This is a genomic window from Kitasatospora sp. NPDC049285, assembly GCF_040678815.1.
Lineage (GTDB): Bacteria > Actinomycetota > Actinomycetes > Streptomycetales > Streptomycetaceae > Kitasatospora.
The window spans coordinates 26213-37887 of the sequence record NZ_JBFAQR010000003.1 but is presented as its reverse complement, the minus strand read 5'-3'; the positions used below and the strand labels follow the sequence as shown (position 1 = coordinate 37887).

At 69.3% G+C, this 11675-nt stretch carries 13 protein-coding genes; all 13 read left to right on the top strand.

From position 1 onward, the window contains the following. The first annotated feature begins 353 nt into the window (after window positions 1-353). Window positions 354-707, top strand: coding sequence for a hypothetical protein (locus AB0K51_RS03180; protein ID WP_363449909.1), 354 nt, complete (start codon window positions 354-356; stop codon window positions 705-707). Window positions 708-986: 279 nt separating this feature from the next. Then, window positions 987-1802, top strand: coding sequence for a F0F1 ATP synthase subunit A (atpB, locus tag AB0K51_RS03175; protein ID WP_363449907.1), 816 nt, complete (start codon window positions 987-989; stop codon window positions 1800-1802). 81 nt (window positions 1803-1883) lie between these two features. Next, a complete protein-coding gene (gene atpE, locus AB0K51_RS03170; protein ID WP_363449905.1) occupies window positions 1884-2114 on the top strand; it encodes an ATP synthase F0 subunit C in 231 nt (76 codons plus the stop codon). Between the two features lie 41 nt (window positions 2115-2155). Next, window positions 2156-2713: a F0F1 ATP synthase subunit B gene (locus AB0K51_RS03165; protein WP_363449903.1), complete on the top strand. Its 558-nt coding sequence runs from the start codon at window positions 2156-2158 to the stop codon at window positions 2711-2713. After that, the gene (locus AB0K51_RS03160) at window positions 2710-3525 is read left to right on the top strand and encodes a F0F1 ATP synthase subunit delta (RefSeq protein ID WP_363449901.1); all 816 of its coding nucleotides are present in this window, start codon (window positions 2710-2712) and stop codon (window positions 3523-3525) included. Before AB0K51_RS03165 ends, AB0K51_RS03160 begins: the two co-directional genes overlap by 4 nt. A gap of 154 nt (window positions 3526-3679) precedes the next feature. Continuing rightward, complete coding sequence (gene atpA, locus AB0K51_RS03155) at window positions 3680-5254, top strand: F0F1 ATP synthase subunit alpha (protein ID WP_363449900.1); 1575 nt, start codon at window positions 3680-3682, stop codon at window positions 5252-5254. A gap of 32 nt (window positions 5255-5286) precedes the next feature. After that, window positions 5287-6201, top strand: a complete 915-nt coding sequence (locus AB0K51_RS03150) for a F0F1 ATP synthase subunit gamma (protein WP_363449898.1) — start codon at window positions 5287-5289, stop codon at window positions 6199-6201. A gap of 2 nt (window positions 6202-6203) precedes the next feature. Further along, entirely contained in the window at window positions 6204-7649 is a 1446-nt protein-coding gene (gene atpD / locus AB0K51_RS03145; protein ID WP_363449896.1) for a F0F1 ATP synthase subunit beta, read from the top strand. Between the two features lie 192 nt (window positions 7650-7841). Further along, window positions 7842-8222 carry a F0F1 ATP synthase subunit epsilon gene (locus AB0K51_RS03140; RefSeq protein ID WP_363449894.1) on the top strand — a complete coding sequence of 127 codons (381 nt, stop codon included), beginning with the start codon at window positions 7842-7844 and terminating at the stop codon, window positions 8220-8222. Between the two features lie 127 nt (window positions 8223-8349). Continuing rightward, window positions 8350-8850 carry a DUF2550 domain-containing protein gene (locus AB0K51_RS03135; protein WP_363449892.1) on the top strand — a complete coding sequence of 167 codons (501 nt, stop codon included), beginning with the start codon at window positions 8350-8352 and terminating at the stop codon, window positions 8848-8850. A 127-nt stretch (window positions 8851-8977) separates the two neighbouring features. Next, entirely contained in the window at window positions 8978-9550 is a 573-nt protein-coding gene (locus AB0K51_RS03130) for a cob(I)yrinic acid a,c-diamide adenosyltransferase (RefSeq protein ID WP_363449890.1), read from the top strand. A gap of 124 nt (window positions 9551-9674) precedes the next feature. After that, window positions 9675-10865 (top strand): histidine kinase, encoded by a 1191-nt coding sequence (locus AB0K51_RS03125; protein WP_363449888.1) that lies wholly within the window; start codon window positions 9675-9677, stop codon window positions 10863-10865. After that, window positions 10862-11518 carry a response regulator transcription factor gene (locus AB0K51_RS03120; protein WP_363449886.1) on the top strand — a complete coding sequence of 219 codons (657 nt, stop codon included), beginning with the start codon at window positions 10862-10864 and terminating at the stop codon, window positions 11516-11518. Before AB0K51_RS03125 ends, AB0K51_RS03120 begins: the two co-directional genes overlap by 4 nt. Window positions 11519-11675 lie beyond the last annotated feature (157 nt).

Sequence of the window (11675 nt, the reverse complement as noted above, 5' to 3'; positions counted from 1 at the left end):
CAACTCCGATTGGGCCGGGTGGAGTCGCCCGTTCGGCGGCACTCGTGGGCCGACGGTGTGACAGGTACCACACGTTCATGGTAAAGCTCTCATCAAATAGTTTGTGATACCGTTCACGAGTACCGAGAACGCGCCGAAAGACCTGACAGGTGGAGGACTTCCGTCCCTGGTCGGTCTCCCTCGACGGGCTCGCCGTCGAACGGCTGCCCGCGGTGCTTCGCTCGTCCAGTACCTGTGTTCCTCGTTCGTCCCCCTGTCACCGACATGCCGCCGGAGCTGCCGACATGCCGTCCCACGACGCCCGGATCCTCCGTGGCGCCGCAATTCCCACTGCGGCCGCCGGAGTTGTCGCCATGGCGATCTCCTTCGGGGTTGCCCAGGGGAAGGGGTTGCTCGGCGCCCTGCTCGCCACGGTGGTGGTGATCGGCTTCTTCGGCTTCGGCCAGGTCGCGCTCGACCGGCTGACCCGGAACAACCCGCAGATGCTGATGCCGGCCGCGCTGATGGTCTACACCACTCAGATCCTTGCGATCGGCGTGCTGCTGGCCGTGGCCAAACACCTCTCGTTCTTCGACCACAAGGTCTTCGGTTTCGCCCTGCTCGGCCTCGCGATCATCTGGACGGTGTTCCAGGTGCGGGGCTGGCTCAAGGTGAAGATGTACTACGTGGAACCCGACGGGAAGCCGAAATCGGGGCGTCAACCGTGAGCGGGGCGAGCTGTCCCCCGCGCGAGGGGGGCGGTGTTTATGCCCCTCCGACAGACTGCTATCGTCCGTCCCAACGGCGGAGTACGGGATGCGGCCAGGTCTCTCCGATGATCGGACGGATCGCCCCCCGGCTCCACGAAGCTTTCGAAGATCCCGCGGCAGGGATACGCGCCGCGCAGGGTCCGCGAGAAATCCAACTAGTTCCAGTGCCGCACCGTGGCCGCAGGCCACGCCGACACACCGAGGTCGCCGTAACCATGCGTCAGAACGAAGGAGTCTGTGGTGGGTGCTGACGTTGTCCAGCTCGCCTCCGAGGCCGGTTGCCACCTGAACTCCGGCTGCGGCTTCCCGGCCCCCGGCCTGAGCGAGTTCGACTTCAAGCCGATCTTCACGATCGGCAGCGTCGACTTCACCAAGCCGATGCTGCTGTCGATCATCTGCGCGCTCCTGGTGGTCGGCTTCTTCTGGGCCGCGTTCGCCAAGCCGAAGCTGCTCCCGGGCAAGCTCCAGCTGGTCGGCGAGATCGGGTACGACTTCGTGAAGCGGAGCATCGTGCTCGAGACGATCGGCAAGAAGGGCGAGAAGTACGTCCCGATGCTGGTCTCGATGTTCTTCTTCGTGTGGATCATGAACATCATGTCCATCATCCCGTTCGCCCAGTTCCCGGTGATGTCGCGCATCGCGTTCCCGGTCGGGCTGGCGGCGGTCGTGTGGGTCACCTACATGGGACTGACGTTCAAGAAGCACGGCTTCGTGGGCGGTCTGAAGAACCTGTGCTGGCCGTCGGGCATCCCGGGCTGGGTCATGTTCATCCTGGTGCCGATCGAGTTCTTCTCGAACATCTTCGTGCGCCCGTTCACCCTCGCGGTCCGAGCCTTCGCCAACATGTTCGCCGGTCACCTGCTGATCGTCGTCTTCTCGGTGGCCTCCTGGTACCTGCTGAGCCCGAGCATCGGCGCCCTGTACGGCTCGGTGTCCTTCGTGGTGGCGGTCGGCCTGACCGGCTTCGAGCTGCTGGTGCAGTTCCTGCAGGCGTACATCTTCGTGATGCTGGCCAGCAGCTACATCGCCGGTGCCCTGGAAGAGGCGCACTGAGCCCCGCGGCCCCGGCCGCGCCCCTGAACTCCCGGTGGCCAACACCCACCGGTAACCCATCCCCGCAAAGGATTAGCTGAGATGTCCGCTCTCGCCGCTGGTGTGTCCGGTTCCGTTGCTTCCATCGGCTACGGCCTCGCCGCGATCGGCCCCGGCATCGGTGTCGGTCTGATCTTCGGTAACGGCGTGCAGGCGATGGCCCGTCAGCCCGAGGCTGCCGGCCTGATCCGCTCCAACATGTTCATCGGCTTCGCCCTGACCGAGGCCCTCGCCCTCATCGGCATCGTCATGCCGTTCGTCTACGGCAAGTAAGCCAGACGAACCGGTAGTCCGATCCGACGAAAGGTTCTGACATGAACCCCCTGGTCAACATTGCGGCCGAGGAGCAGATGAACCCGCTCCTCCCCGCCTGGCCCGAGATCGTCATCGGCCTGCTCTGCTTCTTCATCGTCTTCGGCATCCTCGGCAAGAAGCTCCTCCCCAGCATCGAGAAGGTGCTGGGGGAGCGCCGTGACGCCATCGAAGGCGGCATGAAGCGCGCGGAGACTGCTCAGGCCGAGGCCCAGGCCCTGCTGGAGCAGTACCGCGCCGAGCTCGCCGAGGCGCGCCACGAGGCCGCTCGTATCACCGAGCACGCTCGCGAGCAGGGTGCCGCCCTGGTCGCCGAGATGCGCGAGGAGGGCCAGCGTCAGCGCGAGGCCATCGTCGCCGCCGGCCACGCCCAGATCGAGGCCGACAAGAAGCAGGCGAGCGCCGCGCTGCGCCAGGACGTGGGCTCGCTCGCTTCCCAGCTGGCGTCCCGCATCGTGGGTGAGTCCCTGGAGGACCACGCCCGCCAGAGCGGTGTCATCGACCGCTTCCTGGAGGAGCTGGAGTCCAAGGCCGCCGTTGCCCAGGGCGCTGCCAAGTGATCGGCGCGAGCCGTGAGGCACTGGCTGCCGGCCGCGACAACCTCGAGAGCCTGACCGACAACACTTCGGTGGACGCGGCCAAGCTCGCCGAGGAACTCGCCGCCGTCACCGCGCTGCTGGACCGCGAGGTCTCGCTGCGCCGACTCCTGACCGACCCGTCCCGGTCCGGTCAGGACAAGGCCCAGCTGGTCGGCTCGCTGCTGGCCGGTCAGGTCTCCGGCGAGACGGTCGACCTGGTCTCCGGCCTGGTCCGCTCCCGCTGGTCGGGCCCGCGCGACCTGGTGGACGCGGTCGAGGAGCTCGCCGCCTACGCCGAGGTCATCGCCGCGGACAAGGCCGGCGCGCTGGACGACCTGGAGGACGAGCTGTTCCGGTTCGGCCGGGTGGTGCAGGGCTCGCACGAGCTGCGCTCCGGGCTGACCGAGCCGAAGGCCGACGCCGCCGCCAAGGCCGGGCTGGTGCGCAAGCTGCTCGGCGGCCGCGCCAACGCCGGCACCGTCCGACTGGTCACCAGCCTGGTGACCAACCCGCGTGGCCGTAGCCTGGAGGGTGGCCTGGAGTCCTACTCCAAGCTCGCCGCCTCCCGGCGGGGCCGTGTGGTGGCCCTGGTCACCAGCGCGGTGCCGCTGTCGGACCGCCAGAAGGAGCGGCTGTCCGCCGCCCTGGCCGGTGTCTACGGCCGGCAGGTGCACCTGAACATCGACGTCGACCCCGAGGTCGTCGGCGGTATCCGGGTGCAGATCGGCGACGAGGTCATCGACGGCACGGTCGCGACCCGCCTGGAAGGCGCGCGCCAGGGCCTCGAAGGCTGAGCACGAGCACTATCCGACCCTCGGTCGGGCGTCGGTCCACACCGGGTGGGCCGGCAAAACGTACGGCCGGTTCACTCGACCCGGCCGAGAGTCGAGCACTTGCGGCCCTCAATGGCGGGCCGAGGATCGCAAACTAGGAGAGCAGGGAAGCCTGATGGCGGAGCTTACGATCCGTCCGGAGGAGATCCGGGACGCGCTGGCCGACTTTGTCCAGTCGTACCAGCCGGACGCGGCCTCGCGTGAAGAGGTCGGCACGGTCACCGAGGCCATGGACGGTATCGCCAAGGTCGAGGGTCTGCCCTCGGTCATGGCCAACGAACTGCTGAAGTTCGAGGACGGCACCCTCGGCCTCGCGCTGAACCTCGACACCCGCGAGATCGGTGTCGTCGTCCTCGGTGAGTTCTCGGGCATCGAGGAGGGCCAGACGGTGCAGCGCACCGGCGAGGTCCTCTCCGTCCCGGTCGGCGACGGCTACCTCGGCCGTGTCGTGGACCCGCTGGGCAACCCGATCGACGGCCTGGGCGAGATCGCCACCACCGGCCGCCGCGCGCTCGAGCTGCAGGCCCCCGGCGTCATGGTCCGCAAGTCGGTGCACGAGCCGATGCAGACCGGCATCAAGGCCATCGACGCGATGACCCCGATCGGCCGCGGCCAGCGCCAGCTGATCATCGGCGACCGCCAGACCGGCAAGACCGCGGTGGCGATCGACACGATCATCAACCAGCGCGACAACTGGCGCTCGGGCGACCCGAAGAAGCAGGTCCGCTGCATCTACGTCGCCGTGGGCCAGAAGGGCTCCACCATCGCGTCCGTCCGCGGCGCCCTGGCGGACGCCGGCGCGCTGGAGTACACCACCATCGTGGCTGCTCCCGCCTCCGACCCGGCCGGCTTCAAGTACCTCGCCCCGTACACCGGTTCGGCCATCGGCCAGGAGTGGATGTACGACGGCAAGCACGTGCTGATCGTCTTCGACGACCTGTCGAAGCAGGCCGAGGCCTACCGCTCCGTCTCCCTGCTGCTGCGCCGCCCGCCGGGCCGCGAGGCGTACCCGGGTGACGTCTTCTACCTGCACTCCCGCCTGCTGGAGCGCTGCGCCAAGCTCTCCGACGAGCTGGGCGCCGGCTCGATGACCGGTCTGCCGATCATCGAGACCAAGGCCAACGACGTCTCGGCGTACATCCCGACCAACGTCATCTCCATCACCGACGGCCAGTGCTTCCTGGAGTCCGACCTGTTCAACGCCGGCATCCGCCCGGCCGTGAACGTCGGTATCTCGGTCTCCCGCGTCGGTGGCTCCGCCCAGATCAAGGCCATGAAGTCGGTCGCCGGCCGCCTGCGCCTGGACCTGGCCCAGTACCGTGAGCTGGAGGCGTTCGCCGCCTTCGGTTCCGACCTGGACCCGGCCTCCAAGGCCCAGCTGGAGCGCGGTGCGCGCATGGTCGAGCTGCTGAAGCAGGGCCAGTACCAGCCGTTCCCGGTCGAGGAGCAGGTCGTCTCCATCTGGGCCGGCACCACCGGCAAGCTGGACGACGTCCCGGTCGCCGACATCCGCCGCTTCGAGCGCGAGTTCCTGGACCACCTGCGTCTGGAGCACAAGGGCATCCTGGCCGGCATCGTCGAGACCTCGAAGCTCGAGGACGGCACCATCGACGCGCTGACCGCGGCGATCTCCGCCTTCAAGCAGGGCTTCACCACGGCTGACGGCAAGCTGCTCTCCGAGCAGGCCTGAGTCCGGTAGCGAGGGAAAGGACGTAACGACCCATGGGAGCACAGCTTCGGGTCTACAAGCGCCGGATCCGCTCTGTCACCGCGACGAAGAAGATCACCAAGGCGATGGAGATGATCTCCGCGTCGCGCATCGTCAAGGCGCAGCGCGCGGTGGCCGCCTCCACTCCGTACGCCGATGAGCTCACCCGGGCGGTGACGGCGGTGGCCACCCGGTCCAACGCCAAGCACCCGCTCACCACCGAGAACCCGCAGGCCGCCAAGGCCGCAGTGCTGCTGATCACGGCGGACCGCGGTCTGGCCGGCGGTTACTCGACCAACGCCATCAAGCAGGCGCTCGCGCTCAGCGCGAAGCTCCGCGAAGAGGGCAAGGACGTGGTGACGTTCATCGTCGGTCGCAAGGGCGTCTCGTACTACAACTTCCGTGACCTGGCGGTCGCGGGGTCGTACACGGGCTTCTCGGACAAGCCGACCTACGGGGACGCCAAGGCCGTCGCGGCCGAGCTGATCGAGGCCTTCACGGCCGAGACCGGCGGCGTGGACGAGCTGCACCTGGTGTCGACGAAGTTCGAGTCGATGCTGACGCAGACCGCCGTGGACGCCCGACTGCTGCCGCTGAAGCTGGACGAGGTCCAGCTCAGCGACGAGTCGAAGGCCAAGAACGAGATCTTCCCGCTCTACGACTTCGAACCGTCGGCGGAGGGCGTGCTGGACGCGCTGCTGCCGCGGTACGTGGAGAGCCGGATCTACAACGCGCTGCTGCAGTCGGCCGCTTCCGAGCACGCCGCCCGCCGCCGCGCGATGAAGAGCGCGACGGACAATGCCGGCGAGCTCATCAAGTCGCTCACGCGGCTTGCCAACTCGGCCCGTCAGGCCGAGATCACCCAGGAAATCAGCGAGATCGTCGGCGGTGCCAACGCGCTCGCAGACGCTAGCCGCGGGAGCGAATGAGAATGACCACCACTGTTGAGCCGACCACGGCGACGGGCCGCGTCGCGCGGGTCATCGGCCCGGTCGTCGACGTGGAGTTCCCCGTCGACGCGATTCCGGACATGTTCAACGCCCTGCACGTCGAGGTGGACAACCCCGACGGCACGGGCAAGAAGACCCTGACCCTCGAGGTTGCCCAGCACCTCGGCGACGGCCTGGTCCGCGGCATCTCGATGCAGCCGACCGACGGCCTGGTCCGCGGCGCGACCGTGACCGACCTCGGCGAGGCCATCTCCGTCCCCGTCGGCCAGATCACCAAGGGCAAGGTCTTCAACGCCCTCGGTGAGGTGCTGAACGTCGACAAGGCCGAGTTCGAGTCGCAGGTCGAGGTCCGCTGGCCGATCCACCGCAAGGCGCCGGAGTTCAAGGACCTCGAGTCGAAGACCGAGATGTTCGAGACCGGCATCAAGGTCATCGACCTGCTCACCCCGTACGTCACCGGTGGCAAGATCGGTCTGTTCGGTGGTGCCGGTGTCGGCAAGACCGTTCTGATCCAGGAGATGATCTACCGCGTCGCCGAGAACTTCGGTGGTGTGTCGGTCTTCGCCGGTGTCGGTGAGCGCACCCGTGAGGGCAACGACCTCATCCACGAGATGGTCGACTCGGGCGTTCTGGACAAGACCGCGCTGGTCTTCGGCCAGATGGACGAGCCGCCGGGCACCCGTCTGCGCGTCGCGCTCTCCGCGCTGACCATGGCGGAGTACTTCCGCGACGTCGAGAAGCAGGACGTGCTCCTCTTCATCGACAACATCTTCCGGTTCACCCAGGCCGGTTCCGAGGTGTCGACCCTGCTCGGCCGCATGCCCTCCGCGGTGGGCTACCAGCCGAACCTGGCCGACGAGATGGGCCTCCTGCAGGAGCGCATCACCTCGACCCGCGGTCACTCGATCACCTCGATGCAGGCGATCTACGTCCCCGCGGACGACCTGACCGACCCGGCGCCGGCCACCACCTTCGCCCACCTGGACGCGACCACCGTTCTGTCGCGCCCGATCTCGGAGAAGGGCATCTACCCGGCCGTCGACCCGCTGGACTCCACGTCCCGCATCCTCGACCCGCGGTACATCACGCAGCTCCACTACGACACGGCCGTCCGTATCAAGGGGATCCTGCAGAAGTACAAGGACCTGCAGGACATCATCGCGATCCTCGGTATCGACGAGCTGTCCGAGGACGACAAGATCACGGTGCACCGCGCCCGTCGCATCGAGCGCTTCCTCTCGCAGAACACCTACGTGGCGAAGCAGTTCACCGGTGTCGAGGGTTCGACCGTGCCGCTGTCGGAGACCATCGAGGCCTTCAACGCGATCGCGGACGGCAAGTACGACCACGTGCCGGAGCAGGCGTTCTTCATGTGCGGTGGCATCGAGGACCTCGAGCGCAACGCCGCCGAGCTGCTGAAGAAGTAGTCCTCGGCAACGTCCGATGAGGGGTGGTTCCCGGCTCTAGGGGGCCACCCCTCACGGCGCAGGATGGCTGTGATCCCGGTCATCTCCGTGCCCTTCGTTTCATTCCGGGGGCACGGGCCCGTTATTCTTACCGAAACTGTCGAGTAATGCCGCACGTTGTCCGGTGTCTCGGCAAGAGCCTAGGAGCCCACGTTGGCTGAGCTGCACGTCGAGCTGGTCGCAGCCGACCGCAAGGTGTGGTCCGGTGCGGCCACCATCGTCGTCGCCCGTACGGCCTCCGGCGACACCGGCATCATGCCGGGTCACACCCCGGTGCTGAGCGTGCTGGAGACCGGTCCGGTCACCATCCGCACCGCCGAGGGCACCATCGTCGCGGCGGTGCACGGCGGCTTCATCTCCTTCGCGGACAACAAGCTGTCGATCCTCGCCGAGATCGCCGAGCTGGCGGACGAGATCGACGTCGCCCGCGCGGAGCGGGCGCTGGAGAACGCCAAGTCCGAGACCGACGCGCACGCCGAGCGGCGCGCCGAGGTCCGGCTGATCGCCGCGCGCGGCGTGAAGGCGCACGTCTGAGCCAGGTCTCAGCGACGGTCCCGGGGACGCCTGGAGCGTGACCCCGGGACTGTCGTATCAGTTGGTAGGAATGGGCGGTCGTGGGTCGACCGCCACGGGGATGTAGGTAGCGAGGAGGTCGGTGAGCATGGTCCTCGCCCTTGTGGTGTGCGCCGCCGTGGTGGCCCTGGCCGTTGCCGGGCTGGCCGGCTTCGCGGTACGCCGCCGCCTCATCCAGCGGGTCGGCGGCACGTTCGACTGCAGCTACCGGTTGAAAATGCCCGCGGACGCCTCCACGCAGCCCGACCTCGACGAGAACGGACAGCCCACCTCCGCCCCGGTCCCGGTGACCGACGGCAAGGGGTGGGTTTTTGGTATCGGCCGCTACAGCGGCGACTCCATCGAGTGGTTCCGGGTCTTCTCGTACGCGCCCCGGCCGCGCCGGGTGCTGCCGCGCACCGAGATCGAGGTGCTGGGCCGCCGCTACCCGCAGGGCCAGGAGGAGCTCGCGCTGCTCTCCGGTTCGGTGGTGCTGCGCTGCCTGCACAACGGCGCGCCGCTGGAGCTGGCGATGAGCGACGACGCGCTGACCGGCTTCCTCGCCTGGCTGGAGGCGGCGCCCCCCGGGCAGAGGGTCAACGTCGCGTAGCGACGAGACCCCTCGGGATGGGGGTGCCCCCGGCCGAAGGCTGGGGGAGGGTCAACGTCGCTTGACGCGTCGTCAGCGTGACCGGGCTTACGCCCAGCCGGTGTGAGCGGCCCGTTAGGCTGCGGGCATGGTGAATCTGACGCGCATCTACACCCGGACCGGGGACGACGGCACCACCGCGCTCGGCGACATGAGCCGGACCACCAAGACCGACCCCCGGCTGGTCGCGTACGCGGACACCAACGAGGCCAACGCCGCGCTCGGCGTGGCGATCGCCGCGGGCGCGCTCCCCGAGGACGTGGCGGCGGTGCTGATCCGGGCGCAGAACGACCTGTTCGACGTCGGCGCGGACCTGGCGACCCCGATCGTCCCGGACCCGAAGTACCCGCCGCTGCGGGTCCAGCAGTCGTACATCGACCGGCTGGAGTCGGACTGCGACCACTACCTGGAGTCGCTGGAGAAGCTGCGCAGCTTCATCCTGCCCGGCGGGACGCCCGGCGCGGCCTACCTGCACCTGGCGTGCACCGTGGTGCGGCGGGCCGAGCGGGCCACCTGGGCGGCGATCGAGGTGCACGGGGAGAGCGTGAACCCGCTGACCGCGAAGTACCTGAACCGGCTCTCCGACCTGCTGTTCATCCTGGCCCGGTCCGCCAACAAGGAGCGCGGCGACGTGCTCTGGGTGCCCGGCGAGAACCGCTGACCCCGCCGGTCCGCGGGAGCTCCCTCCGGTGTCGTCGTCCGGGGAGCCGAGCAGGTCGTCCGACCTTCGGCTGACGACGGGTCGTCCGACCGGTCGTTCCGGCGCGGCAGGAAGGAGTGCTGGGATGTTCGGTGTGAGGCTCACCGACCGTCAGGAGGATCTCGCGATCGCGGCCTTCGGGCTGTTCGGCGGCTTGCTGCTGATCGCCGTCGGGGCGTACGACAGCCGCCCCGACCTGCCGGCCTGGGTGCCGGTGCTGCCGCTGGTGGCGATGTCGGTGCTGGAGCTGCAGCGCCGGCGGCGGCCGGTGTGGGCGGTCGCGCTCGGCGGGATCGTCTTCCTCGCCGCGGTGTACTGCGGCTCGGTGCTGGCCACTCTGCTGATGTACACCGACCTGCTGTACGCGGCGGTGCTGTACGGGCCGCCGCGGATGAGCAAGGTACTGCAGCTGACCGGCGGCGCCGGGAGCCTGGCGGCCACCACCCTGACCTTCGTGTACGGCTCGGTGCAGGGCGCGCTGGTGGTCGCGATGTTCTGCGGGCTGACGCTGCTGCTGCCGGTGTGGACCGCGGAGCTGCTTCGCCACCACCGGGACCGCGCCGAGGCGGAGCGGCTTCGGGCCGAACAGACCACGCTGCTGGCCGAGTTGGACCGGCGCGGCGCGGTGGCGGCGGAGCGCGCCCGGATGGCCCGCGAGCTGCACGACGTGATCGCCAACCACCTGTCGGCGATCGCGATCCACGCCACCGGCGCGCAGGCGGTGGCACGCCGTCAGCAGCGGGTCGAGGACGGTCCGCTGGTGGAGGCGCTGGCGGTGATCCGGGAGAACAGCGTGCAGGGCCTGGCGGAGATGCGCCGGATGATCGGCCTGCTGCGCGAGAGCATCCCCGAAGAGCCGTACGCCGCGCCGCGGTTGGCCGCCGTCGACGTGCTGCTGGAGCAGGCCGGCACGGCCGGGCAGCAGGCCGGACTGCGGTTCGAGGCGGCGGAGGAGGGCGAGCGCGGGGAGCTGCCCGCGCCGCTGGAGCTGGCCGCGTACCGGATCGTCCAGGAGTCGCTGACCAACGCGGTGAAGCACTCTGCGCCGGGCGTGGTGCGGCTGCGGATCGGGTACGGGGAAGCGGAGTTGGAGATCACGGTGGACAGTCCGTACCGCCCGGGGGAGGGGCGGTCGGTGCCCGGGGCGGGCGCCGGGCTGGTCGGCATGGGCGAGCGGGTCCAGTTGCTCGGCGGGACGTTCACCGCCGGGCCGGACGGCGACAGGTGGCGGGTGCGGGCGGTGCTGCCGCGGACGGCGAACGGGGAGCGGACGTGATCCGGGTACTGGTGGCGGAGGACCAGGCGGCGGTACGGGCCGCGCTGGTGATGATCCTGCGGGCCGAGCCGGGCCTGGAGGTGGTCGGGGAGGCCGCGGACGGCGAGGAGGCGGTGCGCCTCGCGCTGGAGTTGCAGCCCGACGTGGTGCTGATGGACGTGTCGATGCCGCGGCTGGACGGGGTGGCGGCGACCCGCCGGATCACCGCCGCACAGGCCGCGCAGGTGCTGGTGCTGACCACCTTCGACCTGGACGAGTGCGTGTGGGGCGCGCTGCGGGCCGGCGCCGCCGGGTTCCTGCTGAAGGACCTGGAGGCGGCCACCCTGGTCGAGGGCATCCGCACGGTGGCCCGCGGCGACGGCATGCTGGCGCCGTCGGTGACCCGTCGGCTGATCTCCTCCTTCGCCCGGCCGGCGCCGCTGCCCGCGCCGACCGCGGACGTGCTGGCCGAGTTGACGCCGAAGGAGCGGGAGGTGCTGGGCTGCCTCGGCGCGGGCCTGTCGAACGCGGAGATCGCCGCCCGGCTGGGCACCGCGGAGGCCACCACCAAGACCCACGTCAGCCGGATCCTGGCCAAGCTGGAGCTCCGCAGCCGGGTCCAGGCGGCGATCCTGGCACAGGAGTTGGGGGTGCAGGTGCCCGGTGAGGGGTGATCGCCGGTGAGTGAGGGGCGCAGATCACACCCCTTCCGGTACAGATCACACTCCCGGAACGCACCACGCGGGGCGCGCTCCCACTAAAGTCCGGCGCAGAGCGAAGTGGCTCCCGCGGGCGGTCGTGTGCCGCCCCGGCGCGGGCAGCCTTCGAACC